This window comes from Paenibacillus sp. JZ16, assembly GCF_015326965.1.
Classification (GTDB): Bacteria; Bacillota; Bacilli; order Paenibacillales; family Paenibacillaceae; genus Paenibacillus_AQ.
Window position 1 is genome coordinate 2416318 of record NZ_CP017659.1, and the last position, 20678, is coordinate 2436995.

Below are 20678 nucleotides of genomic sequence, written 5' to 3' on the forward strand. Positions count from 1 at the left end.
ATTTTGGGTACAGCGGGGTATTTAAAGCACCTGAACTAATCGCACGGAACGAAGCTTCACGGCAGCCGCCTGCCAAATTTCCGGTCCAAAAGGTTTCGGCTTCGCAAGCTTGCTCGATAAGGTCAACGCATACGTGCCCGGAGTCTCTATTACGATCCGCCCGATCGATGAATGAATCTCGGTGTACGGATGCTGACAAGAAATGGAGTCGCTGACGACCTTATCCTCTCGGGGAATACACGCAATCGTCTGTCCAGCTGCCCGTACAGTGACTTCATGATCATATTCCTGTTCCCAAACGGCTTCGGATTTTTTGAAATTGACTAGGTTGACTTCATATATGCCGGACGACGCTGCCTTGAAGGTCCACCCCGCCTCGTTCATCCCGTTGCCTGTCGTTATTTCCGACAGTACAAGATCCAACTTAACAGCGCCGTTCGCCTGTTGGATAAAACCCTGATCTACATCGATCCTGCCCTCGAGTTCCAATGCAATAACCGACACATGGTCTTCTGGCGGAAGTTCAGGCAAGCGGATCCGCATCTCGTGATGGTCCGTTTCCGGCCGATAGCTCTGGTCCACAGGAAGACATGTGCTGGAGTCCGTGAGCAGATAAGCTTTTTTAACCGTATTTCTTACACCGTTCAATACCAATTCTTCCGCAGGCCAATAGCGATTGTACACATGTAGGAAGAGCGTATTCCCTTTTACCGTAACCGCTCCCCATTCCAGCTCATAAGGGAACGGGCTTGCGCTTGTGCCGTAGACCGCCTCTCCATTTCGCGCAAGCCATTCACCGACTTCCTCCAGGCGTAGAGCGGATTTTTCCGGAATGATGCCTGTTTCCGTAGGGCCGACATTGAGCAGCAGGTTCCCTCCCTTGCTTACGATATGCACCAATTTTCGGATCAGAGCATCCGTGGATTTCCACACTTGATCCTTGGTGCTGTACCCCCACGATTGATTTAGGGTCATCGGCGTCTCCCATTCCCGCGTTTCCTCGCCTTGCATCGGGATTTCGTTGTCACCCTTGGATTGGTAGTCACCGAAATCAGGCCAATGGCTTACCCTGCTGTTAATCAGGCAATCGGGCTGAAGCTCGCGGATCATGTTTACCATCGCTTCGCTCTCCTTCTTCGACAATCCCCCGGATGTATCGAACCAGAGCAGCCCGACCGGACCATATTCCGTCAGCAGCTCACGTACTTGTCCCTTCGCTTTATGGTTCCAGTAACGAAAGAACGCCTTCTTCTCCAGCTCGTAGTCCCATAGATTGTTAAACGTATCGTGAAGCGCATGCGGGTGATGCCAATCTATGACATGGGAATAGTAGAAGCAGAGCCGGATTCCTTCCTCCCTGCAAGCCTCGGATAATTCCTTCAACGGATCCCGGCCGAATGGAGAAGCATCCACGATATTGAACGGGTCCGTCCGTGAATGATACATGGCGAAGCCATCGTGATGTTTGGCTGTGATGACGATATATTTCATGCCTGCCCTTTTGGCGCAATTGACCCAAGCCTTGGCATCAAACTGCGTCGGATTAAATTCCTTGGCGAGTTTTTCATATTTCTTTACCGGAATTTTGTTGGCATACATGACCCACTCCCCTTTGCCGAGCAGCGAATATACCCCCCAGTGGATGAACATGCCGAATTTGGCATCCTTCCACCACTGCATCCGGCTCTTGCTTTGCGTTACGATATCTAATGAGTCAGCCATCGTTCTCCTCCTATTCCTTAATGGCGCCGATCAAAACGCCTTTGACGAAATATTTTTGCAAAAATGGATACAGAAGCAGTATCGGCAATGTGGAAACGATAATCGTTGCATATTTAATGGTGTCCGCGATCGCCATCCGGTCTCCCGAGGCCTCCGTCATCATGTTGTCGGTCGTATTGGTTATGAGAATTTCCCGGAGCACGAGCTGGAGCGGAAATAGCTCCCGATCCCTCAGATAGATGAGCGCCCCGAAATATGAATTCCAGTGTCCCACGGCATACCACAGAATCATGACGGCGATAACGGGCATGGACAGCGGAATAATGATCCGGAACAGAATGATCAGGTCGTTCGCCCCGTCGATTTTCGCCGATTCCTCAAGACTTATCGGAACGGACTGAAAGGCGGTCCGCATAATGATCATATTGAACGTCCCGATCATCCCGGGGATCAGCATCGCCCAGATCGTGTTCAGCATTCCCAGGTTATTGATCAGCAGATAAGTCGGAATCAGCCCGCCGCCGAAAAACATGGTGATGACGATCAGCATCATCAGGACATTTTTGAAGTACAAATTTCTGCGGGACAGCACATATGCGCCGATCGCCGTGGCCACCAGATTGATGGCCGTTCCTGCCACGACGTAGATCAGCGTGTTCCGATATCCCGTCGTAATCATCGGGTTGTTAAACACCGCCTTATAGGCTTCGAAGTTAATATCAAGCGGCGCGAACAGCAGCCCCCGGTGCTGGGCCAATGAAGCGGGATCGCTGAACGAAGCGAAGGCAACATACACGAACGGATATAAGGTGACGAAGCAGAGGCCCGTCAGGATCAATGCATTCAGACAGACGAAGGTTATCTCGCCTGCGGATCGTTTGTTAGCCATGGACGACCTCCCTCTCTACCACAGTTTATGTTCGCTGACCCGCTTGCTGATGGAGTTCGCGAGTACAAGCAGGATAAAGCTGACTACCGCATTGAATAATCCAACGGCGGTCGTGAAGCCGTAATCCGTCTCCAGAACCCCTCTCCTGTAGACAAAGGTCGAGATCACGTCTGCCGTTTCATAAGTAAGCGGGCTGTACATCAGCAATACTTTTTCGCTGCCAACGCTAAGCATGGAGCCCATATTGAGAATAAAAATGATGATGATCGTCGGCAGCATGCCCGGCAGCGTGATGTGCAGCATCTGTTTCCAGCGGCCTGCGCCGTCCATCTTGGCCGCCTCGTACAGGGTCGGGTCAATGGTGGCGATGGCGGCAAGATAAATGATCGAACCCCAGCCTACGCCTTGCCAAATGCCGGAGCCGACATATATCGTACGGAACCAGCTGGCCTCGCTCATGAACGGAATCGATTCGATGCCGAAAAAGCCCAGAATCTGATTCACCAAGCCATCTCTTGCGAGAAAATCGAACATGATCCCGGTTACCACGACGATGGATACGAAATGCGGCAAATACGATATCGTCTGAACCGTACGCTTAAACAGCCGGCTGCGGATTTCGTTCAGCAGCAGGGCAAGGATAATCGGTGCCGGAAACGCGAAGATGAGCTCATAGATATTGATCAGAACGGTATTGCGCAGAAGGCGTTCGAAATAATAGCTGTTAAAAAAATTACGGAAATGCTCAAATCCGATCCACTCGCTTCCCCAAATACCATCGGCAATGCTGAAATCTTTGAAAGCCATCAACAGACCGTACATCGGTCCATAGTGGAAGACGGCATAGTATAGAATGACGGGAAGCGCCAGTATGTAGACGTATTTGTTCCGTTTCAAATCGTTCGCAATCGTTGTCCATTTCCCTTTGCGATGCTCGAAGGGATACTCCTGGGTTGCTGACAATCGAATCCCTCCCTCCAAATCAATTTATATGGCGCCAAGAGCGGCGGAGCCTGCATGTTTCCGCCGCTTCAGGACGTTTCCGTTTACCGTTTACCGCTTACCGTAACGCTCCAAGGCTTTCTGCTGTATTTCCAGAGCTTCGGCAAGACCCATGGATTCAATGGTTTTCACATACTTGTCAAACTGATCCAACGGCTCGGCGCCCATGACGAACTTCAAGTACATCTCGTCCTTGTACGTGTTGATATCCGTCATGATGGAAGCGTAGCGGCTGCTCTCGGATTGGGTCGGCGTTGTGCGCGGCATTTTCTTCTCCATGGTCGGCTCTGCCCAGATGATCTTGGACTCCAGCTGATCCGGCTCGGTCGTATATTGTTGATCGAACCGAATATCAAGCATGAACGGCCCGCTGAAGGTTGCGCGGTTATGCTTGGACATGGACTGGATCACCGGCAGTCCCGAAGGGTCCTTCAATACATCGGGCTTAAACATCGGCTTGCCGTCCTCCATCGAGTAGCTGACGCCCTCTTTTCCGAAGTTAAACAACAGGGTGCCTTCCTCGGAATAGCCGTAATCCAGCCACTTCACCGTTTCAATCGGATTTTTGTTGCTGGTAGTAACTGCTGCCCCTATTCCGTTAAATGCATAGTCTTTATATCCCCAAATCTGCATGTCGCCTTGGTTCATGACAGGGTAGGGGGCTGCCACCAACCTGAAGTTCGGATCTTTATCCTTCATGAGCGTTCCATACTTGCCGATCCCGCTGCCGGTGTATAGAATCGCTGATCCGATCTGCCCGCCCGTAATTTTGGCCTCCAGCATTTTCTCATCGGTCGTCGCAAAGTCTTGATCAAGCAAGCCTTCCTTGTACCACTGGTTCATGAGCGTCAAGAACTCTTTGAACCTCGGATCCGTCGGGCCGTATTTAACCTGACCCTCCTCTTGATAAAATCCGGCATTAATGCCCCATGCCCCGAGAAAAGCGGTCGTTGTATCGACATCTCCTTTCGTCAGATACAGGGGAATCTCATCCGCCTTGCCATTGCCGTTCGGATCTTGCTCCTTAAAAGCCTTCAATACGTTGTACCATTCATCAACCGTGGTCGGCATCGAAAGCCCCAGCTTATCGAGCCAATCCTGCCGGATCGTCGGTCCGAGAAATACCTTAAGCTTGTCGTCGGTGCGGAGGAACGGGAACACATAGATGCTGCCGTCATCGGTCATAATTTCCTTCTTCCACTCCGGATGCTCCTCGAGCACCTTTTTAAAGTTCGGGGCATATTGGTCGATCAAATCATTGAGTTTGATGATTTTACCGTCCTTGATCGCCTTCTCCGGTCCTCCCGGATAGCCGGCCCATGAATATTCGATCACGTCCGGGAGTTTATCCGAGGTCATCATCAGATTGAACTGCTCCGTCGCCTGCTGGCCCTGCGGAGGATGCTGAAAATCCACTTTCACCCCGGTGATCCTCTCCAGCTCCTTATAAGCCTCGATTTCGTTGTAACTCTTCATCGTAGCGGACACCTGGCTAACGATTTGCACCCAATACGTCAGTTCCGATAGAACCGGAGGGGCTTCCGGGTCCGACGCTACCTCCGGTTGTTCCTTGGCAGGGCCGCCGCAACCTGCCGCCGTTATGGCCATGGTGACAGCGAGCAAAACAATCCAGAATACTTTAAACCTGTTGACCTTCATTATCATTTGCCTCCCTTTTCCTTTGTTTGTTGTGCGAATTTCTGGTTTGTTAAGCACCACCTTACTGAACATTTTGTCGATTGAACACCGCCGTGTTTTCTAATTGTGCAATATATTTTTAAGGCAGTACATTGTCTATATTTAATCTTGGACTGATTTATTTCATGATGGATGGCCATTACAGAAATGAAGGGCGGCCGAAACGGCCGCCCTTTTCATTAAGTAAGCTGCTAGGAAGCCGAGCTGCGGCTTCGGATGTAGTCTATGTCTCCAAGAAGCAGCTCCGCGAAGCCGAAATCGAGATGCTTGCCCTGCTGCGCCTTAATGGCATTCTCCAGCGAAGTGATTGCATCCTCAGCTGCTACGCTTCCAGGCGAATGCTGCTGGAGATTCGCAATTTTGGCCAATAAGCTTTGCGTGATGCCGTGATTATCGATCCAGCCTTTCTCTTCCCCTGCTCTTACGATATCGTCGAGCTGTTCCAGATCGACAGCAACCTCGAATGGGTATTCGCGAACCGTGATATTCCCGGCTGCATCTTCTGCCGTTATGCGAAGGATGTGCGGACCGGCAGTCAGCGTTAACGGCTCTATAACCAGCGTTTCCGCAGCTTCCTTGTCATCCAGTTCCACGATGACGGCGGATACGCCGCTTAATGCGTCCGTGATGTGAGGTGACATGGTGAAACGCTCGGTTTGGTATACGGACTGGGTCACGTTTGTCGTGATTTCCGGTCCGCTCCGGTCGATCTTCACCGTCTTAATCGCTTCATTACTTGTCACTCCGGACAGGGCAGCTGCCCGAGCGTATATCGTTGTCTGACCTTCTGTTTCTACAATTATGGGAGCCGTGTAATCGGTCCATTTGCCATTGGAGTCCATTTTGTACTGGTTCCGCATGCCTGCCGCTTCAGCTTCCGGTGTCATCGTGATGGTGACCTTCACTGATTCGCGGCTCCACTCGGAATCCTGATCGACCTTGATCTCGGGAGGAGCATTTAACGAGTGGGTCTCCCTTAAGCGCCAAAGCTCCTGCTTAGGTAAGGGTAAGTTCAAGGCGGCGATACGGGATTGAACCTCAGACTTAGAATACGGAAGCGCCCATTTATCGAAGAACTCCGTCAGGTTTTCGCCTGCGGTTTTCGAGGCCATGATAACAAACGTGTCGATCTCTTCTTGGTTTGTCGCTGGCAGCTGGGATGCCGGCAGCTCCCGGTACGCCTGATGAAGCTCAGCATAAAAGTCCCATCCGTAAGCCAGGGAAAGCTGGCGGAACATTACGAGATAGCCGAAAAGATCGAGCTGGCCCGAGGTGCCGAACGACTTGCCCGGAAGATCGCTTTCGATATATTCAAACGCTAAGTCATAGAAATCTTTCCCATCGGCATTGCGAATCAATAAGTTGCTGCTGTTGCCGAATTTCTCTTGGACATATAAGGAGTAAATATTTACCGTAATTTCACCCGTTACGTTCCAGTTCCAGGCTCCTTGCTGATATTCGTGACCGGTCTCGTGCCAGAAGCCCCATCCTCCCTGAGTAACTCGGGATATGTCCACGGCGTGGCCCGCCGAAGGATCGATGTGGAACATGATCGGATAGCCGGCATGCATATAACCCGCACTAATTTGGCGATCCGCAACGTAACGGAACGGAAGGTCTATACTTTTGTGCGGCAGCGGTTGATCCGGGGAAAGCCCCGCGACTTCCTCTGTGTAGTCCACGATTGCATCCCACTTCTCCACTAATTGCTGCGGATCTTCAAGCTGCCTGATATACTCGGACGGAAGCGTCAAGATCACTCTGCGTCCCTGAAGCTCTGCCCATGGAGCGGGATGATGCCGAATCGTGTCTTCCCATTCAGCCGAAGAGGTCTCGCCAAGGATATAATACGGAGCGCGAACTCCGCCGCTGATTTCAATATCCTTCGCAACGCCCGGCTGCGGCTTGGTCGGAATCAGGTAAATCAGGCCGCCATAAGGGCTGCGGATCCGGTTCTCGCCCGGAAGGAGCGGCTTCCGCTGTGTGATGACCGGAGGTCGTTCCCATTCCGTTTTACTTGTCAAATTATCCGTGTGAGCCCCTACCTGCACATCTAAATTCTGGGTACCTTCAGGAACATGAATCGTTACCCATTCTCCGGCCGGTGCGTATAACCCCGTGCTGATCCAATTCTTCGGAACCGTCCCTTGGCGTAAATAGTCAAAGGTTGAATAATCAAAATTCACGTGAACGGATTGTCCCGACACTCGCGGCGCGTCCCCCGGTACGGTCCCGGGAAATTGATCGGCATAAGGGGATTTGGGGGCCGTCAGGTCATTGCCGATCCGTCCCAATTGAAAAGCTAACAATGCGCTGGTATAGGGCGCTTTGGAACGGTCGAGCGGAAACGTAAGCTGGGACTCCAAATCGCTGGCATCCTGCTCGATCACAGCATATAGCGGGCTTTGCGGGGAGATGCTGCTGACGGTTCCGCCGGTCACCGAAGCGATGACTTGCAGCTTCTTGTCAGCGCCGGCGCCAGGCCGTCCGACGTTCACCTGATCCGGTGACAGCGTTCCAGCCTCAATCGCCTCGGCCTGCTCCAGCAGCTTTAGCGAATGGTAATTGGCCGATTGCTCCGGTGTCAATGTGGGCAAGGTTTCCGTTCGAGTCGACGCCGTATTGTTCATCAGACCAAGACCCATCCGGTTCAATAGGCGCTGCACCGGGAAATCTTCACTGAGCCTGCCCGAACGGCCCTGATATTCGTTCCCGAGGAAGACATGCGGATATTGCTCCATCACCCATCCTTTTAAGGGGACAACGACATGACCTCCTTGCGCGACGTAATGCTCGACGGCATCGACCTCGCTATCCTTCAGCGTCCCGTCAACATAAGCTACGGGGTAGCGGGACGGATCCAAATGCTCAGGCGTGAATTGCTCCAACCGGACCAGATCGATCGGCACATCGGTTTCGATGGCATAATTCTTCCACGTTGCCGACAACATGGGCAATCGCCCCTTGCCTTCCAATGCCTCCTGATAGGTCAACGTCTCGGAATCCTCCGTTAACCACAGGAGGATGTTGCGTGCCACCGTCTTCCGCTCATCGGTAATGTCGGAGGTGAATTTGAAATAGGAGTCATCGCCTGCAACAACGACTTTGCCTTTTCCGTAGCGAGCCGCTGCAAGAATCGGCGTCGTGTCGGGGTTGACCGCCAGGACGAAGGCTTGGTCTCCGATGGCCGCGACACCGCCGTTATAGGTGGCCGATACCGTCGGATAACCGGACAAATCCTTATAAATTACATCAAGATCATGCTGGGTTGCCAGGCTCGCTGCGGTATTCGTGCCTAATGCATGAACGTCGGCCTGCTCCGTCATTCCATCCGCCGCCATCAGTGTCTTCCCTGACGGCGGAACGGCTGCAAGCGTGCAAGCAACCGCCAATAACAGCTTCAACCACTTTTTGGTGTGGAAACCCATCAACCGCTCAACTCCTTTGCCGATGATTTCGTAATAGCAACGAGAAACGAACTGCTTCCGTTTCACCTCCCCCTCCCTCCAATTTCCTTTTTCCCTGCGTCCTAAATATAAAACAGCCGCCCGGAACACCATACAGTCGATATTTAAGATCGGACTGTATTTTTTCCGGGCGGCACTAACTTTTTTTAATATTGGGTTGTCGGTAATCAATAAGTGCAGCTGTTTATCAAGATCATCCTCTGGCTGCGGCATCCGCATAGAATATAATCGTGTAAAATTTCGTGGTTTTATTCCCAGGGTTAACGTACCGATGAGGCCGATTAGCCGAGAAATGCACAGAGCTTCCGGCAGGGACGGTATAGCTTTCGTCTTCGCGCCACAGCTCCAGCTCTCCCTGATGCACAAAAATATATTCCTCCACGCCATCATTATGCGCTTCTGAACCATGGTCACAGCCGGGATCCATGATGACCATATAGGACTCGAATTTGGTGCGCAGGTTGTAGGAGAACAAAGGGTATACCCGGTAAGCGCCTTCAGCCTCGTGAAAAGGCTCCACGTCCTCCGGGGATACCACGGTCACTTCGGTTTCAGCCTCTTCGATGAGCGTGGTGAATGAAATGCCGAGGCCGCTGACGATACGCCACAATACCGAAATCGTCGGGTTGGAATCCCCCGCTCGATCTGTCCCAGCATGGCTTTGCTAACACCGGTCAACTCGGCTACGTTATCGAGGCTGAGGCCCCGTGATTTGCGGATAGCTTGCAGATTTCTCCCTACTTTTTTATGAATGGGTTCCAAGTGTAACCATATCCTCCTTCTGAAACGAAGCCGTTAACTGATCTTGCTCTGATCCGCTTGCGGCTTCTCCATAAGCTTTGACACCATATCATCGGTCATATGGTTCAAATCATATTGTACATCAAATCCCCATTCTTCGCGTGCCGCAGTTGCATCGATAGAATCCGGCCATTCGTTCGCAATCGCTTGACGGACAGGATCCACGTGATAGTCGAGGCTGAAATCCGGTATATGGCGGCGGATGCTGGCCGCAATCCCCTCAGGGTCGACGCTCATCGCCGTAACATTAAAGGCATTGCGGTGCTTCAGCTTAGCCGGATCCGCTTCCATCAATGCAATGATAGCGGAGATCGCATCCGGCATGTACATCATGTCAAGGTAGGTCCCTTTATCAATGTAGGAAGTATAGCTGCCGCTGCGAATAGCATCTACATACATCTCAACCGCATAATCCGTCGTTCCCCCGCCCGGAGGGGCGGAGTGGGAGATCAGGCCTGGAAAGCGCAATCCGCGGGTATCCACTCCGAATTTATGGTAATAGTAGTCACACAACAGCTCGCCGGAGACCTTGCTGACACCATACATCGTTAACGGGCGCTGCAGCGTATCTTGCGGCGTTGCTCTTTTCGGGGTGTCCGCCCCGAATGCTGCGATAGAGCTCGGCGTAAAGAACTGGCAGGATAATGCCCGTGCCGTCTCGAGCCCGCTTAACAAACCGCCCATGTTCAGGTTCCACGCCAGTGCGGGATTGGATTCCGCCTTGGCGGACAACAGGGCTGCAAGATGGATAATCGTATCCGCGCGGTGTTCTTTAGCTGCTTCATGGAAAGCTTGGGGGTCGGTTACATCCAGTATTCGGAACGGTCCTGATTGCACCGTCTCATGATGGATTTGGCGAATGTCCGTTGCGAGAACAGCTTCTTCGCCGTAAACTTGCCGCAATTTCGCCACCAGGTCCGAACCAATCTGCCCGAGCGCACCGGTTACCATAATTCGTTTCATCACTTGTGCCCCCTTATTTAGATCAGACCCAGTTCGCGTCCGATGGTTTCATATGCGGAAAGTGCGCGATCCAGCATCTCCTTCGTATGCATGGCGGTAGGCATGTTCCGAACTCTACCCGTGCCTTTTGGCACCGTAGGGAATACGATCGATTTGGCATACACGCCTTCTTCATACAATCTGGTGCTGAATTTCTGGGTGGTTGCTTCATCTCCAATAATGCAAGGCGTAATCGGCGTTTCCGTACGGCCGACGGAATAGCCAAGATGCTTAAGGCCTTCCTGCAGATAACGGGTGTTCTCCCACAGCTTCATTTGCAGGTCTTTGCTGTTCTGCAGGATGTCGATAGCGGTAATGCAAGCGGCTACGGTACCTGGAGGCAGCGCCGTGGAGAACAGGAACGGCCGGCTGCGGACCTTGAGCCAATCGACCAGATCCCGTGATCCGGCAACATACCCGCCGACAACGCCAACCGCTTTGGACAGCGTGCCGATCTGGATATCCACTCGCTCCGACAATCCGAAATGCTTCACGGTACCTGCTCCGCCGCCAAGAACACCTGAGCCATGCGCATCGTCCACATAAGTGATCAGATCATAGGTCTCGGCGATCTCCACGATTTCGGGGAGCTTCGCAATATCGCCGTCCATCGAGAACACGCCGTCGGTAATGACCATAATTTTGTTATATAAACCGGATTCTCTCGCTTCTTGCGCTTTCGAACGCAAATCGTCCATGTCCGAATGGTTAAAACGGATAACCTTCGCCTTGGTCAATCGGCAGCCGTCAATAATGGACGCATGGTTCAGCTCATCCGACAAAATCGCATCCCCGGCACCCATCACCGCCGAGATCGCCGCCATATTGCAATTGAAACCGGACTGATACGTCAGCACCGCTTCGGTTCCCTTGAACTGCGCAAGCTTTTCCTCAAGCTCAACATGAAGCATGAGCGTTCCGTTAATGGAGCGAACGGCGCCGCTTCCGGTTCCGAAATCGGTCGTAGCCCGGATGGCCGCTTCTTTCAATCGCTCATCATTCGCCAGTCCCAGATAGTTGTTGGAAGATAAATTCACGAATTCACGACCCTGAATGGTAATAAGCGGACCATTCGGACTTTCAAGAGGCTGGATCGTATTATAGAGTCCTTGCTGCTTGAGTTCTGTTAGATTATCCTGTAAGAAAGCGCTTAACGATTGACTGGACATATGAAATTCCTCCCGTGGATCCGAAGTATCTTAACGTACATATCATTTACTCATTTCATTGTATGCAAAAAGTCACTTGTATGCAATATCATGTACAAAAATATGCTATATTGCATAACAGATATAAAGAAGCCAGCCTTCCTCAACCGGAGGAAACCTGGCTTTTTCATGTTTACTCTCTTAACGTCCATATTTCGGTTTGCGGCTCAGGCAAATTCAATGAGGCAATCCTTCCATTTCCGTCTTCCGTCAGACCTATTGCCCATTTGTCGAAAAATTCAGTCAGGTCCTCCCCCGCCGTTTGAGAAGCTATGACGGCAAAAGTATCCACCGTGGAATTTCGTCGCGAGATAATTCGCGGTATTTCTCGAATATCCGGGTATAGAATTCCCAGCCGTAAGCAAGCTGAAGCTGCTTGAACATCACCAGTCTTTCATAATTGCCGATTTGGCCGTATTTTTTGGCCGGGTCATTGTTCTCTACGAATGCGATCCCCCGATCATAGTAATCCTTGCCGTCATTTCCGACTTTCAGCAGTTCGGAGGTATTGCCGTACTTCTCTTGGGTGTATAGAGAGAACAGGTTTACGGTGACTTCCCCGACATCGCCCCACGTCCATGTCCGCTGCTGGTATTCGTGCCCAAGTTCATGCCAGAAGCCCCAAGCACTTGTTTTAATATAATCGACATCCAGCAGGTTGGCCGCATAACTGAACGGCATCATGATCGGATATCCCGCATGCATCGCCCCGGAAGATATCTGTCCGTCAGCGACGTAACGGCGGTTCAATTGATGGGCAGTATGAGGCATCGCCCTGTCCGGATCAAGTCCGACCAGTTTATCATAACTGTCGTAGATTTCATCCCAGGTCCGCATCAATTCTTCCGGGTCGGTCACTTGGCGGATCAAATCCGAGAGAACCGTCAGGATAATGCGTTCTCCCTGAAACTCGGCAAAAGGAACGGCAACCGGTCCCGTGCGAATCCTCTCCCACTCCTCGAGCGTAGTCTTGCCGAGTACATAATACGGGGCTTCCGCCGCACCGCTGATTTTGACGGTTGCCCGGAAATTCTCCTTCGCCATTAGCGGAATGAGATAGATGAAACCGCCATACGGGCTGTTCACTTGATGGATGCCCGGTGTCAGCTTCAGGTGGTTTACGATAAGCGGAACTCGTCCCCACTTGCCGGATCCCCTCAAATCGTCGTCATGCGAACCAATTTGAACCGTTAAATGCTCAACGCCTTCCGGCACTTCAAGCGTAATGACTTTACCTGGGGGTGCATACAATCCGGTGCTGATCCAGTTTTTTGATGGAAGAGCATGCGTGTACATCGTATTCGGAAAATCAAAGTCGACCTCGATTTCCCGGTCGTTGACGATGGTCGCTTCCTCTCCGACCATTCCCGGAAATGCGTCGGCGTAAGGAGATTTCTCGTTGGCTGGATCCAAGGTAAAATGACTAAAGCGGAAGTTAAACAGCGCATTCGTATAGGGCTGCTGGAATTTTTGAATCGGGAACACGGCAGGCGACAGACTTTCGGCCTCCGATTCTGCCCAAGCATACAACGGGGATTCGCTGGTTAACGTTTCGATTGTCTCGTTTAGTATATTGTAGAGCCGCTCCTGCTTTTTGTTCGCTGGTGTGTCCGGCGGACCGATAACGATTTGATCGTAAGTGAGCGTCCCCTCTTCCACTTCCTTACCTTGCGTGAGCCGTGCCCTGATATGATGATCGTCGGCTTGGTCATAGGTCAATGCCGATTCGCCGACACTTGACTCAGAGCCTCTGTTCATCAACGTCAACCCTGCCCGATTAAGCAGCTTTTGAATCGCAAAATCGCGGCTGAGTCTAGCTCCCCTCAAATTACCGACCTGAAGCACGGTTTCCTCGGGAGTATCGCGCGTTATTCCCTCAATACCGCTCAGGTTATCCGCCACGATGATGCCGCCCCCTAACCGTAAATATTGACCCAGCGCTTCGAGATCCTTATCCTTCATCGTCTGGTCTACATGGGCTACCGCATATTTTTGCGAATTCAGGTTTACGGAATCCCAGCTGTCGATTTTCACAAGCTCAATAGGCAAATCCGGATTAACCGTGAGCTCGTCGGAGGTCGTTATCAGTCTAATCTTCTTTCCCGGCTGCTCTAATGCATCTTCATAGCGATTCGTACGGTCATTGCCTTGGCCTTGATTTGTGGAGGCATCGTCCGTCAGCCACCATAAAATATTCCGGGCCAGCTTACCCGCAGCATCACCCGCCGACTCGGACAGATTGAAATACTCCTTGCTCCCGGCGACAACGATGCGCCCTTTGCCATAACGGGCTGCCGAGATGGCTGGAATATAATAATCGGGCACATTGATATTGAATGCAGCATCCCCTACTGCAGCAACGCCGCCGCCAGCGAAATATGGAATCGCTTGCAAATCCTTATAAAATATGCTGAAATCGTTCTTAAGCACGTCCAACGGCGTTCCGGCCGACCAGGGAGCATCAGTCAATGCGGATGATTGAAGTTCGGTCGGTCCGGTGGCATTTGCCATTGCAGGATCTTTTACCGTCCGTTTACCGATCTCCGCAGGTTCGGCAGCTGCAATGGATGCGGTCATTAATAATACCGCTGACCCGATTACTGCGAAATTCTTAATCCGTTTCATCATCTTCATTCCTTAACGATTCCTCCTCGATTTCCTTTGATATCCTGATGGAATGGCAGATCAGTCCTAAGCTTTGATGTCATTACCTCCCCCTTGATATGTCATTGAATGGGATTTCTCATTTAGCTTAATGAATACCACTCGGATTTGAAATGCATAAAAAACACATCAATGTATCCAAAATACACACCGGTAGGGGGCAGCCAATGGATATAAACCACCTGAAGTTGATTCAAAATTACCTGGCTAACGCGAATCTTCGCTTATCCATTGCCAAGGTTGATAAAGTGTCCCAGAACTGGCGCTTTTTTAATATGAGACCGTCCTATAACGCCCTATATTTTATACGGGAAGGGGAGGGCTGGATTAAGATCGACGAACAAGAATATCATCCCTCCCCCGGGCAAATCGTTCTCATGCCAGCCGGATCGCTTCATTCCATCTCTGTCGTGGGCGATAACACCTACAGGAAGTTCTGGTGCCATTTTACCGCCAAGGTGGACACGCTGAATTTGTTTCAGCTAATTCATCTTCCCCACGTGCTGAATGTGCCGGACGAGTCATATATGGAGCAGTTATTCAAGGAATTGATCGATGCATATGGGAGCAGCGCTTGGACAGCCCCGCTGCAAAGGAACGAAATATTGATGAAGCTTGTCCGACATTATCTTGACATCGTTCCCGATCGTCAACTCTCGCTGTCCATGCTGCCCGATATGCAGAAGCTGAACACGGTATTCCAGTATATCGAGGAGCATATCAACGATAACGTCAGCGTAGAGCAACTGGCGGGACTTATCCATTATAATCCCAACTATTTCATCCGCTTCTTCAAATCCAAAATGAAGATGACACCTGTGCAGTATATTATTAAGGTCAGGATCGAGAAAACAAAGGGTCTATTGATGACCACCGATTTGACCCTGGAGGAAATCGGGAGAAAGGTCGGAATGGAAGTCCATTATTTATGCCGGGTATTCAGGCAATTCACCAACATGTCTCCGGGAGAATTTCGAAACCAGATCATGTCCAACCGCTAATAAAAATCCCCTGGGAGGTATCGGAATCCTTTTCCGATACCTCCCAGGGGATATATGAAGAGCGATTATTTGATTACGAATTCCAAATCGCCCGCATCCGCCGGATGATGCCCATGTCGAATGATAGTTGCAAGTGGCGTACGTGAGTCGTAATAATGAGATCCTCCGGGAATCCCTTCACCGTTTTCCCATCAAAATCAAGTGGATATCGCCTCATGCAGCGCTTCGACATAAGCTGCCGCAAGCTTGGACAGAGTCGCATTTTTATGACTGATCCATCCGACGTTAATCGTCTCATCGCATGCGAGTGGAACCGGAATAATCTCATTCCCGTTCAGGTCAGCGCTCAGCACCCCGGTCGAAATGGTATAGCCATTCAACCCGATGAGCAGATTGAACAGGGTCGCGCGATCATTGACCCGGATGCTTTTTTTATGGGATAACGTGCTGAGGATTTCCTCCGAGAAGTGGAATGAATTGTATTCCCCTTGCTCGAATGACAAATACGGATAATTCTGAAGCTCGTCAATGGTCACGATCGACTGCTTGGCCAGCGGATTTTTGATGCTGATAAAAATATGCGGCCTCGCCGTAAACAAGCTGGTAAACTGAAGCCCTGCATCCTTCAGCAGCTTGTTGATCACCTTGGCATTGAATTCGTTCAGGTATAGAATGCCGATCTCGCTGCGCAAGGTTTTGACGTCCTGGATGATTTCGTAGGTTTTCGTCTCTCTCAGCGCCAATTCGTATTCATCCTGCCCGTATTCCTGAACCAGCTTCACGAAGGCATTGACCGCAAAGGCGTAGTGCTGCGTGGATACCGAAAAATGCTGCGGGGAAGGCTTTGCGTTCAGATAACGCCCCTCCAGAAGCTCAGCCTGCTCGACCACCTGCCGTGCATATCCTAGAAACTCCGCGCCTTCTTTGGACAAGGAAATTCCTTTGTTGGTTCGTTCGAATATCGTAATGCGAAGCTCTTCCTCCAGATCCTTGATCGCATTGGACAGACTGGGCTGGGAAATAAATAACCGTTTGGCCGCCTCATTCATGGAACCACGGTTGGCTACTTCGATGGCGTACTTTAATTGTTGTAAGGTCAAAGTGATTCCCCCTTTTTATATCTACAAGGATAACATTCGCACGTTAATTTTTACCGCTATCATGGCTCCAGGGAAGGATTACCGTAAATTCCGTCCCCTTGCCAAGCTCGCTTTCTACTTGGATGTAGCCACCGTGAGCCGCTGCAATCTGCTTCGCAATCGAAAGCCCCAGACCGGTGCCTCCTGTCGACCTGCCTCTTCCGCTATCCACCCGGTAGAAACGGTCGAATACATGAGGAAGCGCATCAGCAGGTATGCCTGTGCCCGTGTCCGTTATGCTAATCGCAACCTGTCCGGACAGGTCCCTAGCATCGATTCGAACCGAAATGCTGCCCCCTTCCGGCGTATGCCGCAGCGCATTGGTTAACAAGTTAAGTAATACTTGCTTCAGCCGTTTCGGATCGACCCGGGCCCATGCTGAATCCCGATATTCAGGCCCCTTTAACGTAACCCCGCAAGCATCCGCCTCCGGCTCTATGAGCTCCATGAGATTGCCCAATAGCAAGTTCAGATCGGTCTTCTCTTTATGTAAGACTAACTGCCCCGCTTCCGCCGTATTCAGAAGATGAAGCTCATCCACCAAATGCACCAGGCGCAGCACCTCGTCGTGAAGGGGAAGCAAAACTTCCGGCTTCACATTGGTTGGGGACTGCTGAATCAACTCCAGCTTGGATTGAACGATGGATAACGGCGTCCTTAATTCATGCGCTATATCTTCGACAAGTCTTTTTCGGAGGTCCATGGCCTCTCGTAATTGGTGCGTCATGGAATTGAACGCCTCCCCAACCTGACCATACTCGTCCTTTCGCTTGATCGGCACTTCCGTTGTCAAATCTCCATCGGCTACTTTTCGCATGACCGCGATCAGTTTATGGAGCGGATGAATGATTAGACCTGAAAGCCAATAACCCAAAATGACCACAGCGCATGCAACAAACAACGTCACCATAAGAGCTTTCATCTTCATTTCGCCAAGCACATAGTTGCTTAACTCCTCGAGACGGTCCCCTCCCAGGCCACCCCCGCTTCCCTCGGGAACATACCGGGCAAACAGGCTTCCCAAGTAGCCTTGCGTTGTGCCGATATACGCGGCCGTTACAAGCATGACCAGGACGCCCATCGCCATGAATATTTTGCCGCGTACCGTCATCTCGGCTCACCGAATCGATATCCAAACCCATACACAGTTTGAATGTATTTCATATGGTTAGGATCAGGCTCAAGCTTCTTACGCAGTTTACTGACATGAGAGTCCAAGGTACGTTCATAATTCATGAAATCATCGTCCATAGCTGCCTTCATAAGCTGCAATCGACTGAACACAACCCCCGGCCTGTTGGCCAGTGTCAGCAAGATCTTGAACTCGGTCGGGGTCAGCGGGATGAGCTCCCCGTTTCGCGTAACCTGGCATTTGGTTTCCGATATCAACAGATCCCCACGCTGCAAGGGCGACGCCTCAAGCTGGATTGAAGCCGTTCGTCTGAGAACCGAGCGAATGCGGGAAGTCAGTTCCCGCAAACTGAACGGTTTGGTTATGTAGTCATCCGCACCAAGCTCCAGGCCAATAATTTTGTCCGTTTCCTCTGATTTCGCCGTTACCATGATGATTCCACAAGCACTGGATTGCCTCAGATCCTTGCACACTTCGATTCCGCTCTTTCCAGGCAGCATCCAATCCAGCACCACAAGCGAAGGTTGCTCTCTTCGGGCGCACTCAAGCGCATCTTGACCATTGGTCACAGCAAGAACCCGGAACCCTTCGCCCTCTAAATAAAGCTTTATCGTTTCCAGCATCGCCACTTCGTCTTCCACAAGCAACAGCGTCATCTCCATTGCGAATAACCCTCTCACTTTTTAGAACCATTATAACCCGTTTCCAGCATAAGAAGTGATCCTACACAGAATGAAAAGATCATCTCCAACAGTTCTACACATTTGATCTGTACACTGAATGCAAAACCAATGTAAAGGGGCGTACACAATGGTGAGAAGCTGGCTCATGTTTGAATACGTATTAACGTTTCTAATTGTTTTAATATGGTGGATCGTCGATTACAGAGCAAAAAAAACATGCCTTCCGCAACCGAAGGAAGTCCTGCTTAAGCATCTAAACAAACTTCGCTTCTGGTTGTGGCCCGCCATGATCATGACAGGGCTTAAATTCGCTGCGGGTGCGGTGCTGTGGAGTGCCGATTGGGCGTTTGTCGAAGACAAGGTGTTCATCCAGTGGCCGCTCTCCGTGCTCTCGATTTCCGCCATCTTTATCTTCTCACTGCCCGTATTAACGAGTCGCAAATTAAAAGTCCTTCATGAAAAGTTAAGCGACGGTTCAAGCGGTTACCTGAACAACCGCATCCTTACGGCGCCTTTTTCGGCAGCGTTCTTCGCAGCAGCATGCTCCTGCTTATACATGTTGTTTCTCTCGCAATCTCCACTCCGATTCAGCAGTTTTATAACCGTCTGGATTGCATTCGGTATTCTGATGGGCATGGCGTGGGTTACCCGCAGAAGACAACTCAAGGAATTGCAGCATTCATTGAACATGGATCACCATGTAACCTACAAGCAGAGACTTATCCGATTCTCATGGAAGAGCCTGCTCGTCATTGCCATCACCTCCATAATGGTTTCCGCCGGCTTGATCTCGTCCCGGCTGCCGGACCGAATGAGCATGATGGAGCATGGCCGTCATGACAGCAGCGGAAGCCCCGGGAACCATAGCCATCATGGAAGTCACGCGGAAGCATCAAGCATATCTGCAGAGAATATAGAATCGATCAGTGTAGCCAGCTTGCGCGGACCGCAGACCTCAACGCCTGACCGCACATTCGAATTAAGCGCACAGAAAAAGCTGCTCACCATGCCCTCAGGCGAAACCGAAGAGGTATGGGCTTTTAACGGCCTCGTTCCCGGTCCGGAACTCCGTATTCAGGAAGGCGAACTGGTCGAAGTTACCCTGGTCAATATTGATGTAGAGGATGGCGTTACGATCCATTGGCATGGACTAAATGTTCCGAACGGAGAAGATGGCGTGGCAGGATTAACGCAGAATGCCGTCATGCCTGGAGAACAGTTTATCTACCGGTTCATCGCGGAACAGACGGGCACATACTGGTATCATTCCCATCAGCAATCCTCGGTGCAGGTTGCCAAAGGGTTGTATGGCACGCTTGTCATCGAACCGGATGACGCTACCGTTTTGGAAGACGTCGATATAACCGTGATGGCTCATCCGAAAGGAACGAGCAATGGAACAACGATCACCTTAGGGGCCACGGGAAAGCTCCAGCGACAGACCGTAAAGCCGGGCAAAACCGTGAGGTTAAGATTAATCAATGCACATAACATGCCTAAAATGTTCTATTTGTCAGGAGCATCCTTCAAAGTAACATCCATTGACGGCATGGATCTCAACGGTCCCGAGTGGATACAAAATCAAAAGATGCTGCTGGCTGCCGGCGGACGCTACGATATTTCCTTTGCCATGCCGGATCATGCGGTATCCCTGGCGCACACTGCCGATGCGATCAACGAACGGAGCGAGGCGATTGTTATTGCCGGCAATGATCGGGATCAGCCGCTTTCTGGCCAGGAGGGCCCGGTATTCAATCCGGCCAAATACGGCACGCCGTCCTCGGTTCCTTTTGACGCTGATACCGTCTATGACCGTAACTTTACGCTTGTTCTCGACAACCGCGTGGGCTTCTATAACGGCATGATGACCAATGTGCAGACCATCAACGGTTATGTCTTTCCGAATACGCCGTCTCTCATGGTACGTGAAGGGGATATCGTAAAAATGAAGTTTGTGAATCGGGGCTTCATGGATCATCCGATGCATCTGCATGGTCACCATATTCTCGTCTTGAAGCGTAATGGAAAACCTGTCGAAGGAAGTCCCTGGTGGACGGATACGCTAAATGTAGCGCCCGGCGAGACGTATGAAGCTGCGTTTGAAGCCGACAACCCGGGGCTTTGGATGGATCACTGCCACAATTTGGACCATGCCGCGGCCGGGATGTCGATGCATCTCATGTATGAGGGGGTTTACACGCCTTACGAAATCGGGAGTGCCACCGTAAATAAACACGAATGAACAAAAAACAAGCGCCGATCACCAGGCT

Annotated in this window: 13 protein-coding genes and 1 pseudogene; 2 read left to right on the forward strand and 12 right to left on the reverse strand. The window is 51.1% G+C overall.

From position 1 onward, the window contains the following. Positions 1–21 precede the first annotated feature (21 nt). The 9 genes and pseudogenes from BJP58_RS11005 to BJP58_RS11045 all read right to left on the reverse strand — a co-directional run bounded on the left by BJP58_RS11005 (position 22) and on the right by BJP58_RS11045 (position 14423). Positions 22–1722 (reverse strand): alpha-L-fucosidase, encoded by a 1701-nt coding sequence (locus BJP58_RS11005; protein WP_194543947.1) that lies wholly within the window; start codon positions 1720–1722, stop codon positions 22–24. 10 nt (positions 1723–1732) lie between these two features. Beyond that, positions 1733–2611, reverse strand: coding sequence for a carbohydrate ABC transporter permease (locus BJP58_RS11010; RefSeq protein WP_194543948.1), 879 nt, complete (start codon positions 2609–2611; stop codon positions 1733–1735). 15 nt (positions 2612–2626) lie between these two features. Then, positions 2627–3574, reverse strand: coding sequence for an ABC transporter permease (locus tag BJP58_RS11015; RefSeq protein ID WP_194543949.1), 948 nt, complete (start codon positions 3572–3574; stop codon positions 2627–2629). Between the two features lie 90 nt (positions 3575–3664). Continuing rightward, the gene (locus BJP58_RS11020; RefSeq protein ID WP_194543950.1) at positions 3665–5272 is read right to left on the reverse strand and encodes a type 2 periplasmic-binding domain-containing protein; all 1608 of its coding nucleotides are present in this window, start codon (positions 5270–5272) and stop codon (positions 3665–3667) included. 230 nt (positions 5273–5502) lie between these two features. Next, complete coding sequence (locus BJP58_RS11025) at positions 5503–8805, reverse strand: M60 family metallopeptidase (RefSeq protein WP_233355036.1); 3303 nt, start codon at positions 8803–8805, stop codon at positions 5503–5505. Between the two features lie 166 nt (positions 8806–8971). Next, positions 8972–9540: pseudogene (locus BJP58_RS11030) on the reverse strand (helix-turn-helix domain-containing protein). Between the two features lie 33 nt (positions 9541–9573). Continuing rightward, the gene (locus BJP58_RS11035; protein ID WP_194543951.1) at positions 9574–10542 is read right to left on the reverse strand and encodes an NAD-dependent epimerase/dehydratase family protein; all 969 of its coding nucleotides are present in this window, start codon (positions 10540–10542) and stop codon (positions 9574–9576) included. 17 nt (positions 10543–10559) lie between these two features. Further along, the gene (locus BJP58_RS11040; RefSeq protein ID WP_194543952.1) at positions 10560–11750 is read right to left on the reverse strand and encodes a glycine C-acetyltransferase; all 1191 of its coding nucleotides are present in this window, start codon (positions 11748–11750) and stop codon (positions 10560–10562) included. 309 nt (positions 11751–12059) lie between these two features. Continuing rightward, a complete protein-coding gene (locus BJP58_RS11045) occupies positions 12060–14423 on the reverse strand; it encodes a M60 family metallopeptidase (RefSeq protein ID WP_233355037.1) in 2364 nt (787 codons plus the stop codon). A gap of 197 nt (positions 14424–14620) precedes the next feature. On the opposite strand from BJP58_RS11045, the gene BJP58_RS11050 reads away from it, so the two are divergent. Then, positions 14621–15454: a helix-turn-helix transcriptional regulator gene (locus tag BJP58_RS11050; protein WP_194543953.1), complete on the forward strand. Its 834-nt coding sequence runs from the start codon at positions 14621–14623 to the stop codon at positions 15452–15454. A gap of 197 nt (positions 15455–15651) precedes the next feature. Here the strand turns inward: BJP58_RS11050 and BJP58_RS11055 are convergent, their stop codons facing one another. The 3 genes from BJP58_RS11055 to BJP58_RS11065 are packed head-to-tail and all read right to left on the reverse strand — an operon-like array spanning position 15652 to position 18387. Beyond that, positions 15652–16554 carry a LysR family transcriptional regulator gene (locus BJP58_RS11055; RefSeq protein ID WP_119847051.1) on the reverse strand — a complete coding sequence of 301 codons (903 nt, stop codon included), beginning with the start codon at positions 16552–16554 and terminating at the stop codon, positions 15652–15654. Between the two features lie 43 nt (positions 16555–16597). Then, the gene (locus tag BJP58_RS11060) at positions 16598–17704 is read right to left on the reverse strand and encodes a sensor histidine kinase (RefSeq protein WP_194543954.1); all 1107 of its coding nucleotides are present in this window, start codon (positions 17702–17704) and stop codon (positions 16598–16600) included. After that, positions 17701–18387: a response regulator gene (locus BJP58_RS11065; protein WP_194543955.1), complete on the reverse strand. Its 687-nt coding sequence runs from the start codon at positions 18385–18387 to the stop codon at positions 17701–17703. Before BJP58_RS11065 ends, BJP58_RS11060 begins: the two co-directional genes overlap by 4 nt. Before the next feature lie 148 nt (positions 18388–18535). Here BJP58_RS11065 and BJP58_RS11070 point away from each other — a divergent pair, with 148 nt between their 5' ends. After that, positions 18536–20650, forward strand: coding sequence for a multicopper oxidase family protein (locus BJP58_RS11070; RefSeq protein WP_233355038.1), 2115 nt, complete (start codon positions 18536–18538; stop codon positions 20648–20650). Positions 20651–20678: the final 28 nt, after the last annotated feature.